16 protein-coding genes are annotated in these 17,643 nt (G+C 47.2%); 4 read left to right on the top strand and 12 right to left on the bottom strand.

Translation table 11 applies throughout. The features are described 5' to 3' along the window. Positions 1 to 56 precede the first annotated feature (56 nt). Together LAQ65_RS10420 and LAQ65_RS10415 are read left to right on the top strand one after the other, a co-directional pair. Positions 57 to 653, top strand: coding sequence for a peptidylprolyl isomerase (locus LAQ65_RS10420; protein WP_224116907.1), 597 nt, complete (start codon positions 57 to 59; stop codon positions 651 to 653). Between the two features lie 32 nt (positions 654 to 685). Next, positions 686 to 1,510 carry an ion transporter gene (locus LAQ65_RS10415; RefSeq protein ID WP_224116906.1) on the top strand — a complete coding sequence of 275 codons (825 nt, stop codon included), beginning with the start codon at positions 686 to 688 and terminating at the stop codon, positions 1,508 to 1,510. A gap of 40 nt (positions 1,511 to 1,550) precedes the next feature. On the opposite strand, the gene LAQ65_RS10410 is transcribed toward LAQ65_RS10415, so the two are convergent. The 9 genes from LAQ65_RS10410 to LAQ65_RS10370 all read right to left on the bottom strand — a co-directional run bounded on the left by LAQ65_RS10410 (position 1,551) and on the right by LAQ65_RS10370 (position 13,573). Continuing rightward, positions 1,551 to 2,240, bottom strand: a complete 690-nt coding sequence (locus tag LAQ65_RS10410; RefSeq protein WP_224116905.1) for an NUDIX hydrolase — start codon at positions 2,238 to 2,240, stop codon at positions 1,551 to 1,553. Positions 2,241 to 2,249: 9 nt separating this feature from the next. Beyond that, positions 2,250 to 3,935: a sodium:solute symporter family transporter gene (locus tag LAQ65_RS10405; RefSeq protein ID WP_224116904.1), complete on the bottom strand. Its 1,686-nt coding sequence runs from the start codon at positions 3,933 to 3,935 to the stop codon at positions 2,250 to 2,252. An 18-nt stretch (positions 3,936 to 3,953) separates the two neighbouring features. Beyond that, on the bottom strand, positions 3,954 to 5,453 hold the full coding sequence (gene araA, locus LAQ65_RS10400) for an L-arabinose isomerase (protein ID WP_224116903.1): 1,500 nt from the start codon (positions 5,451 to 5,453) through the stop codon (positions 3,954 to 3,956). 34 nt (positions 5,454 to 5,487) lie between these two features. Next, positions 5,488 to 6,183, bottom strand: a complete 696-nt coding sequence (locus tag LAQ65_RS10395; RefSeq protein ID WP_224116902.1) for an L-ribulose-5-phosphate 4-epimerase — start codon at positions 6,181 to 6,183, stop codon at positions 5,488 to 5,490. Between the two features lie 131 nt (positions 6,184 to 6,314). Beyond that, positions 6,315 to 7,991 carry a ribulokinase gene (locus tag LAQ65_RS10390; RefSeq protein ID WP_224116901.1) on the bottom strand — a complete coding sequence of 559 codons (1,677 nt, stop codon included), beginning with the start codon at positions 7,989 to 7,991 and terminating at the stop codon, positions 6,315 to 6,317. An 86-nt stretch (positions 7,992 to 8,077) separates the two neighbouring features. Then, positions 8,078 to 8,737 (bottom strand): HAD family hydrolase, encoded by a 660-nt coding sequence (locus LAQ65_RS10385; protein WP_224116900.1) that lies wholly within the window; start codon positions 8,735 to 8,737, stop codon positions 8,078 to 8,080. A gap of 40 nt (positions 8,738 to 8,777) precedes the next feature. After that, positions 8,778 to 9,920, bottom strand: a complete 1,143-nt coding sequence (locus LAQ65_RS10380; protein ID WP_224116899.1) for an aldose epimerase family protein — start codon at positions 9,918 to 9,920, stop codon at positions 8,778 to 8,780. 86 nt (positions 9,921 to 10,006) lie between these two features. Next, positions 10,007 to 11,989 carry an alpha-L-arabinofuranosidase C-terminal domain-containing protein gene (locus LAQ65_RS10375; protein ID WP_224116898.1) on the bottom strand — a complete coding sequence of 661 codons (1,983 nt, stop codon included), beginning with the start codon at positions 11,987 to 11,989 and terminating at the stop codon, positions 10,007 to 10,009. A gap of 18 nt (positions 11,990 to 12,007) precedes the next feature. Next, positions 12,008 to 13,573 (bottom strand): alpha-N-arabinofuranosidase, encoded by a 1,566-nt coding sequence (locus tag LAQ65_RS10370; RefSeq protein WP_224116897.1) that lies wholly within the window; start codon positions 13,571 to 13,573, stop codon positions 12,008 to 12,010. Positions 13,574 to 13,825: 252 nt separating this feature from the next. Here LAQ65_RS10370 and xseA point away from each other — a divergent pair, with 252 nt between their 5' ends. Further along, the gene (xseA, locus tag LAQ65_RS10365) at positions 13,826 to 15,217 is read left to right on the top strand and encodes an exodeoxyribonuclease VII large subunit (RefSeq protein WP_224116896.1); all 1,392 of its coding nucleotides are present in this window, start codon (positions 13,826 to 13,828) and stop codon (positions 15,215 to 15,217) included. Next, positions 15,195 to 15,398 (top strand): exodeoxyribonuclease VII small subunit, encoded by a 204-nt coding sequence (gene xseB, locus LAQ65_RS10360; RefSeq protein WP_224116895.1) that lies wholly within the window; start codon positions 15,195 to 15,197, stop codon positions 15,396 to 15,398. The genes xseA and xseB overlap by 23 nt, the downstream gene beginning before the upstream one ends. Here xseB and LAQ65_RS10355 read toward each other — a convergent pair. The 3 genes from LAQ65_RS10355 to LAQ65_RS10345 are packed head-to-tail and all read right to left on the bottom strand — an operon-like array spanning position 15,395 to position 17,640. Then, positions 15,395 to 15,931 (bottom strand): DUF6933 domain-containing protein, encoded by a 537-nt coding sequence (locus LAQ65_RS10355; RefSeq protein ID WP_224116894.1) that lies wholly within the window; start codon positions 15,929 to 15,931, stop codon positions 15,395 to 15,397. The genes xseB and LAQ65_RS10355 overlap by 4 nt on opposite strands. 3 nt (positions 15,932 to 15,934) lie before the next feature. Beyond that, positions 15,935 to 16,279, bottom strand: coding sequence for an L-rhamnose mutarotase (locus tag LAQ65_RS10350; protein WP_224116893.1), 345 nt, complete (start codon positions 16,277 to 16,279; stop codon positions 15,935 to 15,937). Next, the gene (locus LAQ65_RS10345) at positions 16,276 to 17,640 is read right to left on the bottom strand and encodes an alpha-L-fucosidase (RefSeq protein WP_224116892.1); all 1,365 of its coding nucleotides are present in this window, start codon (positions 17,638 to 17,640) and stop codon (positions 16,276 to 16,278) included. Before LAQ65_RS10345 ends, LAQ65_RS10350 begins: the two co-directional genes overlap by 4 nt. Between the last annotated feature and the right edge of the window lie 3 nt (positions 17,641 to 17,643).

The following is a 17,643-nucleotide window of genomic DNA, read 5'->3' as shown; positions in this document are numbered from 1 at the left end:
CGGCGGGTAAATAAAAAATTATAAGAAATTTACCGGAATAAAACAGCAAAGCACCTATGCGCCTCTTTCCCACACTATATGTTTTCGCATTTTTAGCCCTGAGTTGCAATTCCCACCCGTCGGGTAATACCCGGCGGGTGGAGGAGGTTGTGATCGAGACCGGGGAAGGGGATATCGAGATTGAGTTGTATGCTGACAAGGCGCCGCAATCGGTGAAAGCATTCCTGGCGATTGTTGACCAGAAGCTTTATGATAATACCAGTTTCTACCGGGTGCTAAATATGGACAACCAGCCCTCCAATGCACCGAAGGGTGAACTGATGCAGGGTGGACTTTGGAACCGCAGGAAGAAGAAGCCTGAGCTTCCGAAGATCCCCCATGAAAACACGCAAATTACCGGGTTAAAACACCTGACCGGAACCGTATCACTTGCCCGGGAAGAACCCGGAACGGCATCTTCTGAGTTTTTTATTTGCCTCACGGACCAGCCGGGCCTGGATTATGGGGGTGCAAATAATCCGGATGGACAGGGTTATGCTGCTTTCGGCAAAGTGGTTAAGGGGATGGATGTTGTGCGGAAGATTTACCGCAAGCCGGAAACAGACCAGTATTTCGACCCGCCGGTACCGATATTTTCTATCAGCCGCAAATAAGTTTAGCAGCCAATCTTTTGTACATTGTTAGTATGAAAGCAGGCAAACCAGCCAGGGGCTGGAGGGAAAAACTCTTCACCATAATTTTTGAATCAGACACCAGGGCCGGGCGAAACTTTGACCTGGCGCTGCTATTCCTGATACTGGTAAGCCTGGTACTGGTGATGCTGCAAAGTATTGAAAGTGTACACGAACATTATGGCCCACAGTTAAACTTCCTTGAATGGACCATCACCATAGTTTTTACTATTGAATACATATTACGATTGTTAACGGTAAAAAGTCCGTTGAAATTTATGGTCAGCTTTTATGGTATAGTTGACCTGCTGGCCATATTGCCCACTTACCTGGGCCTGTTCTTACCCGGTTCGCATTTCCTGATTGCCATCAGGGCGCTACGGCTCATAAGGATTTTCCGCATTTTAAAACTCAGCCAGTTTGTGCGGGAAGGCGCGGCAATTACGCTGGCGTTGAAAGCCAGCGCGAGAAGGATCTTCATTTTCTTATGCTTTGTGGTATTGCTGAGCATCATCCTGGGTGCGCTGATCTATGTGGTGGAGAGCGGTTCAAATGAATCCTTCAGTTCCATCCCGCAAAGCATTTACTGGGCCATCGTCACGATTACCACTGTTGGCTATGGCGATATTTCGCCAGTTACGCCAATAGGAAAATTAATAGCGTCCTGCATTATGCTTTTGGGTTATGCCATCCTCGCTGTGCCCACCGGCATTGTTACCATAGAAATGTCGAAAAGTGCCGCAAAGGAAGAAACAACATCAAAGGCCTGTCCTAATTGTGGCAACAGTGGCCATGATCCAGATGCCGGATTCTGCAAGTACTGCGGGGGGCCGCTGTAAAAAAATCACCCGCCGGGTAATACCCGGCGGGTGAAGAAAGTTAAATCAGTTTTATCCCTTCGTGTTCCAGCTGTTTGTATTTTTTCTTGTCGAAGACGTAGTAGAATGCGCCTTTCTTGGAGGACTCCCTTTCCTTTTCGTTCAGCCGTTGCAAAATACCCAGGGCGAGGATTTTGCGGGTGAAGTTGCGTTTGTCGAAGTTGGTTTCGTAAATCGCTTCATATAATCCCAGCAATTGCTGCAGTGTAAATTTGTGCGGCAGCAATTCGAACCCGATCGGATGGTTTGCGACCTTTTGCTGCAATCGTTCCTTTGCCATTTTCACCATCTGGTTGTGGTCAAAAATCAGGGGAGGCAGGTGATGCAGGTCAACCCATTGTGCGTTGTGGGTATCCAGCAATTGTTCATTGCTTGCGTCAATTTTGATCAGGGCATAATAGGCAATTGAAACCACCCGGCCACCAGGGTCGCGACTGATATCACCGAAACAGTGTAACTGTTCCATGTATATTTTTTCCAACCCGGTGAGTGTAACCAGTATACGTTCAGCAGCCTGGTCCACACTTTCTTCCTTTTTTACGAAGCCACCACTCAGGGACCATTTCCCGGTTTCTGGTTCAAGCGCCCGTTTTACAATCAGCGCCTTCATGCCCTTCCCGTCAAATCCGAAAATGATACAATCAACAGACAGTAAAAACCTATCGTGATTCCTGTACTCTATCCTTCCCATGAAACTAAATTACCAGAATTTCACATATAACGCCATTAGTATTAATAATGTAATGACAATTTGCACAATTGTAATAGGTTTAACCTTAAACATTTCCCGGTCAAGGTCAAACGCTTTAGCGCTAACCTTAGGTCCTGCCATGCTCATCCAGACCATAATAATTGTGGTGAATACAAAAGAGAAGCCCATGCATAGCAGGAATGGGATTTCATAACCGCCCTTACCATTCGGGTAAGCCGTATACAGCCAGGTCTCATGGCCGATCAGGTTAGGCGCCATATCGTTGAAAAACACGGAGAAGGCGAATCCGAAGAGGATACCCGCAACCGCTGCAGGCCCGGTGGTACGCTTCCAGAACATACCCAGCAGGAATACGGCAAATACACCCGGACTAATATACCCGGTATATTTCTGGATGAAGGTAAATCCGCCGGCACCGCCAATACCCAGCAGGTCATCCCAGGTAAAGGCCACTGCCACAATCATGGCAAAAATAACGGCGAGCCGGCCGGTCCAAACCATCTTTTCTTCATCAGCATCGCGCTTGATATATTTCTTATAAATATCGAGGGTAAAAATGGTGGAGATACTATTCGCCTTACCGGCCAGGGAAGCCACGATCGCAGCCGTCAAAGCCGCAACAGACAAGCCTTTCAGTCCGGATGGCAAAAAGCCCAGCACTGCTGAATAAGCCCCGTCCATCCCGCCTTTCAGCTGTGGCAGGTGGCCATTCCTGTACAACACATAAGCAGCGATACCCGGCAACATAACGATCACTGGCATCATCAGTTTGAGCATGGCGGCAAATAAGATACCCGTACGCGCAGTCGTGAGGTCGGCGCCCAGTGCGCGTTGGGTGATATACTGGTTACAGCCCCAGTAGTTCAGGTTCACGATCCACTGACCAACTGCGTACATCAGGATACCCGGAAGGATCAGGTATTTATCGATATGCTCCTGTGGCGAATCGGCTGTAGGTTTGTCGAGGATCATGTGGAAATGGTCCGGGGCGTCTTTCATCAACACTTTAAAACCTTCGATGGCGCTGCTGCCCATCCCGAATTTTTCGCTCACCAATGAAAGTGCCATGTAGGTGGTCGCCAATCCGCCGATGATCAAAACCGTCACCTGGATAACATCAGTATAACCAATCACTTTCATACCGCCCAGTGTAATAATAACTGCGGCGATAGCCAGGGCAATCATTACAACATGCAGGTATTGTCCGCCAAGCAAACCGTTAATGGCGATGGCGCCCAGGTAAAGGATTGAAGTAAGGTTTACAAATACATAAAGGAAGAGCCAGAAGATGGCCATGATCAGCGCCACTGTTTCATTGTACCGCGTTTTTAAAAACTGCGGCATGGTATAAATATGGTTCTTCAGGTAGATCGGGATAAACCAGACAGCAATAATGATCAGTGCGAGTGCGGCGATCCACTCATAGGCTGCAACGGCAATACCTACAAAAAAACCATTGCCGCTCATACCGATGAATTGTTCAGCGGAAATATTGGAAGCGATTAATGAGGCGCCGATAGCCCACCAGGTAAGGGAACCTTCGGCAAGGAAGAAATCCTTGGTATCGGTTACTGTTTTTTTCTTTTGGTTATAGATCCAGTAACCATATGAGCCTACAACAACAATATAAGTAAGGAAGACAAGTATGTCAGCAGTCGTTAGTGAATTATTCATGGCAGTCCAGCGAGTTGGTTAAGAATTGATTTGGTAATATACATCACTCCAGCGTAATTCATTCTTGAATTGGTAGAGGTCTGTTTTTTTCCCGATAAGTACATATTCGACCTGGGCCATGTCAGCAAAATCCTCCAGGTGTCCGGCAGTGAGGTTCTGGCTATAGCAGGTATGGTGGGCGCCTCCGGCCAGGATCCATGCGGCACAGCCGGTTTGCATATCGGGGTAGGGTTTCCATAAAACGCGGGCAACGGGAAGTTTAGGAAGGTCATGCACCGGCGTTATCGCTTCAACTTCATTTACCAGTAAGCGGAAGCGGTTACCCATGTCAATAATGGAAGCGTTCAGGGCCGGTCCGCCGGCAACATTAAAGACCAAACGAACGGGGTCAGCTTTACCGCCGATACCGAGAGGATGAACTGAACAAAGCGGTTGTCCGTGAGCAATAGAAGAGCATATTTCCAGCATGTGTGCGCCAAGCACCATTTGGTTTTCCGGGTCAAAATGATAGGTGTAATCTTCCATGAAGGAATTACCACCTTTCAGCCCGGATCCCATAACCTTCATAGCCCGCACAAGCGCAGCAGTTTTCCAGTCGCCCTCACCGCCAAAGCCATAGCCATCAGCCATCAGGCGCTGGGAGGCGATACCGGGCAGTTGTACCATACCGTGGAGGTCTTCAAAAGTATCTGTGAAACCTTTAAAGTTACCCTGCTCCAAAAAATAACGCATACCCAGTTCAATGCGTGCAGCTTCGACCAGGGATGCCCGTTGTGAACCGCCCCGGGCCAATGTATCGGTCAATTTATATTGATCCTCATAAACAGCACAAAGCTTTTCAATATCAGCGTCAGTAACTTCATTAATCACTTTCACCAGGTCGCCAACGCCATGCGTATTCACTGAGTAACCGAATTTCATTTCAGCTTCCACCTTATCACCTTCAGTAACGGCAACCTGGCGCATGTTATCACCGAAACGAACAAAGCGGGCGCCTTGCCAGTCGTGCCATCCGGCGGCAGCCCTTGCCCAGGTATTAATATTAACCTGAACGGCGGGGTCTTCCCAATAACCCACCACAACTTTGCGGCGGAGGCGCATACGGGTCATGATAAAACCAAACTCGCGGTCACCATGAGCGCTCTGGTTCAGGTTCATGAAATCCATATCAATATCATTCCATGGGATATCGCGATTGAACTGGGTGTGCAGGTGCAGCAAAGGCTTCTGTAAAATCTTCAATCCGCCGATCCACATTTTAGCTGGCGAAAAAGTATGCATCCAGGCAATGATACCGATACAGTTCTTAGCATTGTTCACTTCCTGGCAGAGTGCATAAATTTCGTCGGGCGTTTTCAGGACCGGCTTATACACGACCGTAACAGCAATTTTTGGGGAGCTGTTTAATGCAGCAGCAATAGTTTGCGAATGCGCAGCAACCTGCTTCAGTGTTTCCTCACCATACAAATGCTGGCTTCCGGTTACAAACCACAGTTCCAGTTTTTTTAGATCAACCATAACAGAATATTTCGAAATTTATTTTTTGATTGTGTTACTGCCCGTAATAAGAATCGGGTCCGTGTTTCCGTTCAAAATGTTTAGTGATCAATGCTTCCTTAAGTCGCGGGGCAGCCGGATTGATCTGTTTTGTGAGCATAGCCATCTGCGCAATTGTTTCCAAAACAGCACTATTGTACACGGCTTTTGCCGCATCTTTTCCCCAGGTAAAAGGCGCATGGTTTCCGACCAGTACCATTTCAACTTCTTTATAATTGAGTTCGCGTTCTGCAAAACAATTCATGATCTGGAAACCGGTTTCGAATTCGTAATTACCCCTGATCATACTATCATCCATAGGGGGAGCACAGGGAATATCAACGGTACAATGATCGGCATGGGTTGTGCCAAAAATCGGTATATCGTGTTGTGCCTGGGCCCATGCTGTTGCATAAGTAGAATGGGTATGCACGATACCACCAATTGCAGTCCAGTATTTATATAAAACAGCATGCGTTAAGGTATCTGATGAAGGCCTTAAATTCCCATCCACTATTTTACCTTCAAAATCAACGATCACCATTTTTTCCGGGCTCAGTTCATCATAAGGCACCCCGCTGGGTTTGATGGCAAATACGCCCCTGGACCTGTCGGCAGCACTTACATTTCCGAAAGTGAACAAAACCAGTCCCAGTTTCGGTAGCTGCATATTGGCTGCATAAGCCTGTTGTCTGATGTCTTCGAAGTTCATACAGTATGTTTTGGTGAGCGGTGAGCGGTGAGCGGTAAGCGGTGAATGGTGAATGGTGAATGGTGAATGGTGAATGGTGAATAGTGAATGGTGAATAGGGGGGATTCGGATGCCTTTCTCCCATTCACGATTCACCATTCACTATTCACTCCCTCTGTAAACCGCCCGAGTTCTTTATAGCGCTCGTATCTTTTCGCATAGTGCGTTGCGTTATTTTTATCGGGATGGTATTCTGCATCGAATCCCTGGCCCATTTTATCCATTGCTTCTTCTACCCTTGAAAATATACCAGCGGCGGTGGCGGCAAACATCGCTGCGCCGGCTGCACAGGTTTGTTCCGAGCGGTGTATGCGGATGGGCATCTGCATAACATCGGCCATTACCTGCATGATATAGGGAGATTTTTTTGCAACACCACCGAGGCCGATCAATCCTTTCACCGGAACACCCTGTTCATTAAAACGGTCTACGATGGCCTTAGCGCCAAAACAGGTAGACTCGATCAGTGCCCTTAAAATCCGGGGCGCATCGGAACCGAGGTGAAGCCCGGTGATCGTGGCTTTCAGCATTTGGTTGGCATCGGGTGTGCGCCGGCCATTCAGCCAGTCAATGGCAAGCTCATCCTTGTCAGAAAGAGGCAAAGCGGCGGCTTCAGTGGATACTTCTTTTATGAAACGGTCATTCAATTCTGTTTCTAGTGCTGCAGCCAGGTCCTTGTCAACCAGCTTTGAGGTCCGCAACAATTTACCAACAGATTGCGTGGTCATCTTACGGAACCAGGCATAGGTATCGCCGAAGGCAGACTGGCCGGCTTCCATGCCCATCATGCCCGGTATCACAGAACCAGGAACCTGTCCGCATATGCCCTTCACGAGAATATGCTCCACTTCATTAACAGGTGCTACCAGCATATCGCAGGTGGAAGTGCCCATCACTTTACTGAGGTGGTAAGGTTCAATTTGTCCGCCAACTGCACCCATGTGCGCGTCGAAAGCACCAACGCCGATCACCACGCTGGTGGTTAAACCCAGGCGGGCGGCCCATTCCGGGGAAAGATGGCCGGCGGGCTGGTCGGCAGTATAAGTATTAGTAAATAACCGGGAAGTATAGCCATTAAGTAAAGGGTCAAGGCTGCTAAAAAAATCATTGGGTGGCAGTCCACCGAATTCTTTAGCCCATAAAGCTTTATGTCCGGCTGAGCAGACACCCCTGCGCATCTGTTGGACATCGGTTCCGCCGGTCAATAAAAAAGGAATCCAGTCGCAGTGTTCCACCCAGGAATAATTAGCTGCCCTAACGGTGGGGTCTACGCGCAAAATGTGCAGCAACTTTGCCCAGAACCATTCAGAAGAATAAATACCCCCAACGAATTGCAGGTAATTGGTATTAAAGCCGGCAGCGTGGTTATTAATTTCAGCAGCTTCATTTACGGCGGTATGGTCCTTCCACAATACAAACATAGCATTGGGGTTTTGCTCAAACCCGGGGATTAATGCGAGAGGGGTTCCGCTGCGATCCACGGCAACCGGAGATGAGCCGGTTGTATCAACCGAAATAGCTTTAACCCGCTGAGCAACTGCCGGGCCAGCCAGGCGTAAACATTCTGTAACAGTATTTTCCAGTCCTTCGGTAAAATCAAGCGGGTGCTGCCGGAACTGGTTATTCGCCGCATCACAATAAAGGCCATCGCGCCAGCGCGGATAATAAAAAACTGAGGAACTAATTTCAGCGCCATTGGAAGTATCCACTATTACCGAGCGCACAGAATCTGTACCGTAGTCTACCCCAATTACAAATGATGATGACATAGCATTTAATTATGACAGGCAATTAAGGCAACAATATACATTATAATTCAAGTTAAGTGTCCGTTCTACATTTAATTATCCGCTTCTTAATACTGGCTATAATCTGCCATGAAACGGATAATATTGGTATAGCGGGAAAACTCGCCAGGCCCATGTCCATGTAAGGTGGTCAGAACGACACAGTCCATCCCGGCATTCTCAGCAGCTTCAACACCTTTCGGCGCATCTTCAAAAACGAGGCACTCACGAGGGTCCACACCCAGCATGTCTGCACATTTCAGGAAGGTTTCGGGATTGGGTTTACTGATCTCGACATTATCGGCGCTGACTATAGCATCGAAGTATTGCCGGATACCCAGGTTGTCCAGTACAAAATTTATATTAAACATAATGGCGGCGGAGCCGATAGCAATTTTCTTTCCGGAGGTTTGGGCGAGTTCGAGAAAATCTGCCAAACCATTAATCAACTTTAATTCAGACCGGTAAGCTGCCTGGTACCGCCTTTCTTTTTCCATGGAGAGTTCCTGCATTTGCCCTTCGGTGAATTTACCTTCCCCAAAAATCCGGGTCAGTACTTCTTCGTTCTTACCATACATCTGCGCCGTTAATTCCACCACGCTTAATCCGGCCCCCAGTTCATTGTTGATGATGTCGCCCCAGGCTTTCACATGGTAAGGCATATCATCGATCATTGTGCCATTAAGGTCGAATACCAGCGCTTTGTAGGGTATAATCAGTTCTTTCATTGTTCATTCTTTTGCAGCACTTTTTATGTTACAGGTTGCATTATTTGGTAAGGCTCACCTTATAGACCGTTTCAGTATGGTATTTCTCGCCTGGCTGCAGGATGGTTGTCGGGAAATTTTTCTTATTAGGGGAATCAGGATAGTGCTGTGTTTCAAGGGTAAGTGCAGTATGCAGGTTTACCTTTGTGCCGGTATGGTTTATGAATTTCCCATCGAGGAAATTGCCGGTATAGAATTGCAGTCCGGGTTCCGTGGTACTCACTTCCAGTTCCCTTCCGCTGACAGAGTCAGAAACTGAAGCAATCTTTTGCAGTCCTGCACCGGTCCTGTTCAGCACCCAGTTATGGTCATAGCCGCCGGGTACTGAATCCATCCTGCTGCCAATGGTTTGCGGCGAAGTAAAATCAAACGGAGTACCCTTAACCGCCCTGATCTCCCCTGTTGGAATCAGCGTATTATCAACAGGCGTATATGCATCGGCGCTGATCTGCAGTTTATGGTTTAGTATTGTTTCTTTGGTATCACCTGTAAGGTTAAAATAACTATGGTTGGTAAGGTTTACAGGGGTTGGTTTATCCGTTGTTGCATCATAGGCAATAGCCAGTTCATCATCATCGGTAAGGGTATATTTCACAGTTACCTGCAGGTTACCCGGATACCCTTCTTCGCCGTCTTTACTCAGGTAACTGAGTGTGAGTGAAGCGATGCTGTCTTCCAGTGGCGCGGCTTGCCATATCACCTTATCGAAACCCTTTATGCCGCCATGCAGGTGATTTTTACCGTTGTTAGCTGCAAGCGTATAGCCCTGTTTACCAATGGAGAATTTGGCGTTCCCGATGCGGTTTCCGTAACGGCCGATGATCGCCCCGAAATAGGGTGGCGACTGGAGGTAAGGTGCCAGGCTATCAAACCCGACAACAATACTGGAAGCAACCCCTTGCTTGTCTTTGGTAACAAATGAAGTTACAATTCCACCATAGTTAGTAATAGTGACAGTTGTTCCTTTCTGGTTGGTAAGGGTATAAAGATGTACAGGTGTACCCTCAATATTTCCCCAATCTGCCTGTGTTATTTTCACTACCGGCACCGTTATTTCGGGTTGTTTTTTCTCTTCGGGAGTATTATTACAGGAAACTGTAGCTGCTAATATGCCTGCTGTAAATAAAGCGCTCATAAATTTCATGATCGTTGGTCTTTTATATGGTAAAATTAAAGTCTGCAAATAGTGTAAAGTACTGATCCTTTTTGACAAATATGGGTGGGGCACTATCATTTCCTGTATGGCAGTTTCACTATGGTCAGTGAATTTGGCGCAAAAACAACCGGCAATTTATTCCCTTTTATAGTTATTGAATTTTCTATCGGTAAAACCGTTAATGGATGGTCCAGGGAATTTTCGGATGTGAGTTCTTCGCTTTTCAGAACAGTTATATATACTGCAGTACCGCTGTGCTTCACCCCTTCCACAAGAATATTTTTTTTCTTTGCTTCCGGGGTTGCATTAACGACTTTCACGATGAGCTGCCCTGATTTTTTATCCACCACTGCCGACACATACAAACCTTCCTGTCCAGTCAGCGGTTGCTGGTTACTGGTAGCTGATACCACATGGGTGCCTTTATTAACGGAAAACAGTTTTTGCACATAATAATCGGGGGTGCCGTAAACCCGCAGGTTATCCACCCAGATAAGGTCCGGTGTCCATTGCCAGCCGTCTGTATGTGCAAATAATGGTGCGTAGGATGCCATATGAACAACTTCGGCATTACGTTCCAGTCCGGTCAGGAATGCGGCTTCCGACATTGCGGTTAACCAGTTGTTGCGGTTATCAACGCTAACTGTGTGGTCGCTTTGTGCAGCATATTCACCGGCAAATACTTTTGAACCCTTGCGGTCATAACTATCATAGCGTGCTGCGTTTTGCAGGAACCATTCGGGCCGGCGATAATAATGTTCATCAATGATATCAGCGCCCATTGCCCTGAGGGCCCCATTTAAATAATCAAACCTTTCGCCGTCAGGATCCGTTCCGGAACTGTTTATTAACCTGATGTAAGGATATTTTTCCTTAATCGCTTTTGTAAAGATTTTCAACCGTTCAATATACTGGGGGCCCCAGTTTTCATTTCCCACGCCAAGGAACTGCAGGTTAAACGGTGCCGGATGACCGAGGTCAGCCCTTGTCTTTCCCCATTTCGTGGTAACATCACCGTTAGCAAATTCAACCAGGTCCAGTGCATCCTGGACATAGGGGTCGAGCTGGTCGAGGGGAACCAGTTCTGCGGTATTGAACTGGCAGGCCATGCCGCAGTTGAGAATGGGGAGTGGTGCCGCCCCGATATCTTCTGCCAGCTGGAAATATTCCAGGAAACCCAGTCCGAAGGTCTGGTAATAATCGGGGGTTGGGCGGTGTGCAAATTCAACATTCCAGCGGTTCATGATTTGCTGCCTTTGCTCTACCGGGCCGATTGTTTTTTTCCACTGGTAGCGGTTGCCCAGGTCAATCCCTTCAACGATACATCCGCCGGGAAACCTGATAAAGCCGGGTTTCATATCACTCAGCATTTGTACCATATCAGCACGCAGTCCGCCTTTCCGGCCCTTCCAGGTATCTGCCGGGAATAAGGAAATCATATCAAGGTCAATCTGGCCTTCATTTTCAAACCAAATATCCAGGGAGCCTTTCAGGCAGGTAGCATTAGCCACAAAACTAACAGAGGCAGTTTTCCAATCGTCACCACTGGCTTCAGGGTTAACAGTTGCCGAACCGATTGGTGAGCCCTTTTCATCAAGCAGTTCAACCTGCATTACGATGCCCTTTTGCGGCTGGCGGTACAAAAAAGAAAAATCATACCGCAGTCCTTTTTTAATGCCCATGCCCCGGAACCCTTCATTATTCAGTCCAAGTTTCCCATTGCCGGCATTCTCCCTTTTGACCCGTAAAAAACGAGGATTAGCTGTACTGGCAGACTGGCGGTTAAGGATGGTCATAGTGCCTTCTTTTGCAGCATCCCCTATTTTTTTCCAACCCATCAGTGGTTTCCCGAATTCAAAGGACCTGTTTTTAACCAATTCGGCATAAATACCGCCATCGGCGCCGAGGTTGATGTCTTCAAAAAAAACACCCCACATCGTAGGCTGGACCGGAGCAATTTCCTGGCCGGCTTTTACAATGATATCATTGGGCTGCTGTGATTGGGCATATGCAACCGATATCGCCAGCAGGGCCAAAATAAGCAAGCGTATTTTCATCCCCATTTAATTGATACTTTATAACAAGGTCAGCACAACTACAGAAGCTGCAGGAAGCTTTACCGTTACCTGGCTACCCTTCAGAACTGCATTAGAAAAAACTGCCGGCTTGATTTTATCGGGCTGTTCAAAAGTGTTGTGGTCCTGCAATTTGGCAGATACCAATATCCTTCCGCTCACCTGCTTAAAGGTAGCCCCGTCGAAAGACAAGCTGACTTCCCTTGTTTTTGATGGGTCGATATTAACCAGTGAAATATGGGTATTGCCGGTTTTGTCTTTTGAAGCCGAAATAGAAATAGCAGGAATAGTATCGTTGCCGTAAATATAATCCGGACTTTTAAAGGCAAGCGGAATCAGTGTAGCATCCTGGTGGACATTATACATTTCCATTACATGGTATGTTGGTGTAAGGATCATCTTCTCCTTTTCGGTCAATATAACCGCCTGCAACACGTTAATCGTCTGGGCGAGGTTAGCCATGCGGACGCGCTCTGCATGGTTATTGAAAATATTCAGGGTCATACCGGCAATCATTGCATCACGCATGGTGTTTTGCTGGAACAGGAATCCGGGGTTGGTACCTGGCTCAACATCATACCAACCGCCCCATTCATCAACAACCAGCGCAATTTTTTTATCGGGGTCGGTTTTATCCATGATGGCAGAATGCTTTGTTACGAGTTGTTCCATTCTCCAGGCGGTTTTTAAGGTCTTTGCATATTCTGTTTCGGAGAATTCAGTAGCAGAGCCTTTTGCATCCCAGTTAACAGAGGAATAATGGTGCAGGGCGACGCCATCCAGCATATCATGCGGAATATCGCGCATCAGCACTTCCGTCCAGTGATAATCGCCCCCGTTGGCGCCGGAAGCAATCCTGAATAATTTACTGGTGTTGCTCCAGTCGGTCATGAAAGTGGCGTATTTCCGGTATTCATTAGCATAATATTCTGGGGTCATATTTCCCCCGCAGCCCCAGGCTTCATTGCCGACGCCCCAGAAATGAACATCCCAGGGTTTCTCGCGGCCATTTTCCCGGCGCCAGTTACTCATGGGGCTCACGCCATTGAAGTTTACATATTGAATCCATTCGGATAATTCTTTCACTGTTCCGCTTCCAACATTGGCTGACAGGTATGGTTCAGCGCCAATCCTTTCGCACATATCCAGGAAGTCGTGCGTGCCAAAGCTATTATCCTCTGTAACGCCACCCCACCAGGTATTAACCATAGTAGGTCTTTTAGGCCTGGGGCCAACGCCATCTTTCCAGTGATAGGTATCAGCAAAACATCCGCCCGGCCAGCGCAGGTTTGGCACTTTAAGTTTTTTAAGGGCATCAATAATATCATTGCGGACACCATTGGTATTAGGGATCACTTTATTGGAATCACCCACATAAAATCCGCCATAAATACAGTGGCCCAGGTGTTCGGCAAAATGGCCGTAAATGTTTTTGCTGATTTGTGTTTTGGCTTCGCCGGGTTTTAATGTAACAACAGTCTGCTGGGCATTTGCGGTTAAAGCAAATGAACCGGAAGCGGCGGCAAGAACAGTCAGCCGCAGGTAGCGCGCAATCGTTTTTATCATGGCTTTTTTTGAATAGATAGAATAATTTGACAAACTGGAAAATGTAAACTGGTCTATATTTTCCACTCACTAATTTAAATGTATTTATGACATTTATTTGCTTTTTGCCATTTATTTCTGGGGGGAAGTAGGTGGAAGCGCCGTCTTCCGATGATACGCGGATAGAACGGATGGCCAACCTGGTCAATGCATTAGCATCGGGGTCTCCCCTTCCCAAAACCTGAAAATCGGCACATTACTTATCTTTATTGCATGTCCACACCAATGCGACTCTCCCAGCTAAGCCTGCTCATACAAGACCTATTGGGCGATGCTTTCGGCTTTCAGCGTTTTTGGGTAGTTGCACAGGTCAGTAACCACAGTTTTTACGGGCAGAAAGGCTTTCACTATTTTGACCTTATTGAAACGGAAAAACAAAGCCCTAAGGGGAAAGGCAGCCTGGTGGCCAAAATGGCAGCGGTTGCCTGGAGTGCGGGCGCTGCTAAAATCAGGGATTTTGAATCAGTTACCGGCCAGCAATTTGGCAATGACATGCAGGTGCTGGTGGAAGTTTCTGTTGATTTTCATCCAGTATATGGATTAAAGCTGACTTTACTTGATATTGATGCGCGGTTCACATTGGGGCTGCAGGAACAACAACGGCAGGCCACCATCGACCGGCTATTGGCGGAGTGCCCTGATTATGTCTGGAAATCTGAAGGGCGCCTGCAATCTTTTAACCAGGACCTGGCCCTGTCGCCTGTGGTGCAAAAAATTGCCGTGGTAAGTTCGCGTACTGCTGCCGGCTATGAAGATTTCCTGCACAGCCTTAACCACAACCCATTCGGCTATCGTTTCAGCATTGATCCGTTTTTCACAACCGTGCAGGGTGAAAATAATGCACCGGCCCTTGCCGGAATATTTGCAGAAATAATCCGGACCGCTGAAGATGCAGGAATTGATTATGATGCTGTTGTTATTATTCGTGGCGGTGGCGCCAGCACCGATTTACTGATCTTCGACCAGTTCAGCATTGCCAGTGTTGTGGCAGCCTGCCCGTTCCCGGTTATAACAGGCATCGGACACCAGAAGAATGAAACCATTACCGACCTGGTTGCCCATACTGCATTGAAAACGCCAACCAAAGTGGCAGAGTTTATCATCCAGAGAAACAGGACTTTTGAAAACTCAATAACGGGCCTGCAGCAATCTTTAATAATACGCGCACAACAATACCTCACTGGAACACACCAGGAATTACAGGTATTAAAATCTGCGCTGGTGTACCAGGCGCAAGCCAGTCTATTCCAGCAGCACAACAGCCTGCAAAAAATAAAGTCAATAGTCTGCCGGCAGCCATTTGTAACCCTGGCCAATGAAAATGCGGCCATAAAAAGGCAACAGCAAGAGCTGGTGACCTTGAATAAAAATTATTTAAGCCGGCAGCAATTACATATCGACAACCTGCTGAGGCTTTTCAAAATGACGTCGCCTGAAAAGGTGCTGCAACGGGGCTTTGCACTGATTGAATCCAAAGGGAAAATCATTTCTTCCGCAGATAAAATAAACATCGGCGATGAACTGACAATTGTATTATCAGGTACTGCTATTGAGAGTACTGTTCACCATAAAAAAACCTACGATGGAAAACCATTTGACCTATGAACTTGCTTTTGAGGAACTGCAACAGATTGCCACAGCCATTGAAAACGAAACCATAACGGTTGACCAGCTGGCAGAGAAAGTTAAGCGTGCGGCCACACTGATTGCCTTTTGCCAGTCGAGGTTAAGGTCTACGGAAACTGAAGTGAATAAAATTATTAACCAGCTGGATAAGGAAATCTAGTGAGAAGGCTTTTCGTCGATGACGCCCAGGTCATGGAAATAGTCGATCAGTTTCCGGTACTTCTTTGTAACGGGGTCATGGTAGGGGTATTCTGCAATCTGTTCTTCCATCCAGCCTAAGGGAATTTCTTCGTATGTGGCGGCCCGTGAACATTGGTATTCGACCTGGTAATTGATCTGGTTCATCCGGGCAAGCATACTTTTACTATTGGTCTTACCTACCACATATCCTTCTTCCTGTAAAGACATTTCATTTTCAATAAAGGAAGAGGTAAAGCCAAGCCTGGAAAGCAGTTTGGACAATCTTTCCTTGAAAAAGAAATGGGTCGACTGGATTGTCTTCCCATGTACCAATATGGTCAGGCCTGAAGGTTCGTGCATATACATTACCAGCATCTTACCCGGGAATGAAGTGCTTACAAGGCGGGCATACCACCTGTGCAATACCTGGGAAGGAGATGCCTCACTCACGTACAAGGGTGCTTTCAACCGGCTGGTATTCTGCAATTTTTGTACTGCGTGGATAATAATCATGTCTTAAAGATACTCCGTTAACCGGAAAATCCGGTCCATCACCACCCATTTCTCGCCGGGTTTTGCCCAGGGAAGGGCCTGCTGGAGTTTTCCCACAGTAGCTTCCCACTCCTGTACTAACGGATCTGCGGCATCAGCCTTGTCTTTTTCCTCAAATGAAAAACCCGGACCGGTTTCCATTACCATAAACAAACGGTTCCCTGTGCGGTAGAGTTCCATTTCGGTAATATGTGCATCCCGGATGGAAGCAATGATATGCGGGCTTACTTTCTTATGGAGTTCTTCATAAGCTGCAATGGCTGCCTGGTCATCTTTCAGGTCAAGCGCCAGGTAATAGCGTTTATTCATGGTTGTATATCTAACTTAAGGACCGTATCAAAAGGATCTTTTTCTACCTGCGATACCTGGGGAATAGTAAGGGTTTTATTCTTCAGCGAAAACCCGGTTAGTTGTTTACCATTTTTCAGTACGGTAATCGATTTTATTTTCTTAAACGGGAGGTCATTGATGACCAGGGATTCGCCCGGGCTTGAAAGTATATGCAGGTAAATTGTATTTCCTTTCCGGGTTGCTGTACCCCAGCTGGCTTTTGTAAGCCCGACTCCCTGAGTACCATAAATGCTTTCACCGTTTACAGCCATCCAGGCGCCGACAGAATCGAGCCTGCTTTGAAATTCTGGCTGTACCACACCGTTAGGCATCGGCCCGATGTTCAACAGCAGGTTAGCATTCAGTCCGGCACCCTTAACCAGCAGGTGGACAATTTCAGCAGCTGATTTATAAGCGTCGTCAGTAATATTAAATCCCCAGGATTTATTGATGGTTTCACAGGTCTCGAGTGGCAGGCTTGAAATACTCTTCACATCGGTACCCCAGCCCGTTGTATTCTGGCCCGGAAGGTCCCTTTCAAACATCTGGAAATCTTCACCATCAATAGGCAACAGGTGGTGGTTGTTGCCGATGAGTGCCTGGGGTTGCAGGCGATGGATCAACCCATAAATTTCATCATAGTGCCAGTTAACCCTGCTGTCGCCTTCCCATTTTTTAGTGGTCTCGTTGTAAGCAACCTGGTCCCAATGGCCATCAAACCAAACACCGGCAATAGGTCCGTAGTTGGTGAGCAATTCAGTCAGCTGGTTCTTCATGAAAGCAATATAATCTTCCCAGTTGCCCCTGTTTGTCCTGCCAGTTCCCTGGCCGGTCCTGCCCGTCCAGTACTGGTAATCTGTCCTGTACCAATCAAGCAGGGAGTAGTAGAGGTATAGTTTAATTCCCTGGCGCTGGCATTCGGCAGATAAAGCTTTCAATACATCCTTTCCATAAGGAGTATTAGTGATTTTCCAGTCAGAATATTTTGTATCCCAGTTACTGAATCCATCATGGTGGCGCGTAATGAATGTAATATATTTCATGCCGGCCCGCTTTGCGGTGCTTACCCACTTTTCCGCATCGAATTGTTCGGGGTTAAAAATCTGTTGCAGCCTGGCATAATCCTGCACTTTAATGTTTTTATCGTTCATCACCCATTCCCCTGCACCCAGCACACTGGATGCTCCCCAATGGATAAACATACCGAAACGATCAGATTGGAAAGCCTGTCTTGCAGCAAGGTTTTCCGGGGTTGGGGTGTAGCCGGTCTGAGCTTTTGAGGTAAGCGAAATGCCAGATAAAGCAACCGCCAAATAAAGGGTAATCAATCGTGTTTTCATGTG

It is taken from the genome of Flavihumibacter profundi, assembly GCF_020076305.1.
GTDB lineage: Bacteria > Bacteroidota > Bacteroidia > Chitinophagales > Chitinophagaceae > Flavihumibacter > Flavihumibacter profundi.
The sequence above is the reverse complement of the archived record's forward strand: the minus strand, read 5'-3'. Positions and strand labels throughout refer to the sequence as shown.

Excerpts from the sequence above, each read along its gene's own strand:
- LAQ65_RS10420 (WP_224116907.1), top strand. The coding sequence starts at position 57 with ATGCGCCTCTTTCCCACACTATATGTTTTCGCATTTTTAGCCCTGAGT.
- LAQ65_RS10415 (WP_224116906.1), top strand. The coding sequence starts at position 686 with ATGAAAGCAGGCAAACCAGCCAGGGGCTGGAGGGAAAAACTCTTCACC.
- LAQ65_RS10410 (WP_224116905.1), bottom strand. The coding sequence starts at position 2,240 with ATGGGAAGGATAGAGTACAGGAATCACGATAGGTTTTTACTGTCTGTT.
- LAQ65_RS10405 (WP_224116904.1), bottom strand. The coding sequence starts at position 3,935 with ATGAATAATTCACTAACGACTGCTGACATACTTGTCTTCCTTACTTAT.
- araA (WP_224116903.1), bottom strand. The coding sequence starts at position 5,453 with ATGGTTGATCTAAAAAAACTGGAACTGTGGTTTGTAACCGGAAGCCAG.
- LAQ65_RS10395 (WP_224116902.1), bottom strand. The coding sequence starts at position 6,183 with ATGAACTTCGAAGACATCAGACAACAGGCTTATGCAGCCAATATGCAG.
- LAQ65_RS10390 (WP_224116901.1), bottom strand. The coding sequence starts at position 7,991 with ATGTCATCATCATTTGTAATTGGGGTAGACTACGGTACAGATTCTGTG.
- LAQ65_RS10385 (WP_224116900.1), bottom strand. The coding sequence starts at position 8,737 with ATGAAAGAACTGATTATACCCTACAAAGCGCTGGTATTCGACCTTAAT.
- LAQ65_RS10380 (WP_224116899.1), bottom strand. The coding sequence starts at position 9,920 with ATGAAATTTATGAGCGCTTTATTTACAGCAGGCATATTAGCAGCTACA.
- LAQ65_RS10375 (WP_224116898.1), bottom strand. The coding sequence starts at position 11,989 with ATGAAAATACGCTTGCTTATTTTGGCCCTGCTGGCGATATCGGTTGCA.
- LAQ65_RS10370 (WP_224116897.1), bottom strand. The coding sequence starts at position 13,573 with ATGATAAAAACGATTGCGCGCTACCTGCGGCTGACTGTTCTTGCCGCC.
- xseA (WP_224116896.1), top strand. The coding sequence starts at position 13,826 with ATGTCCACACCAATGCGACTCTCCCAGCTAAGCCTGCTCATACAAGAC.
- xseB (WP_224116895.1), top strand. The coding sequence starts at position 15,195 with ATGGAAAACCATTTGACCTATGAACTTGCTTTTGAGGAACTGCAACAG.
- LAQ65_RS10355 (WP_224116894.1), bottom strand. The coding sequence starts at position 15,931 with ATGATTATTATCCACGCAGTACAAAAATTGCAGAATACCAGCCGGTTG.
- LAQ65_RS10350 (WP_224116893.1), bottom strand. The coding sequence starts at position 16,279 with ATGAATAAACGCTATTACCTGGCGCTTGACCTGAAAGATGACCAGGCA.
- LAQ65_RS10345 (WP_224116892.1), bottom strand. The coding sequence starts at position 17,640 with ATGAAAACACGATTGATTACCCTTTATTTGGCGGTTGCTTTATCTGGC.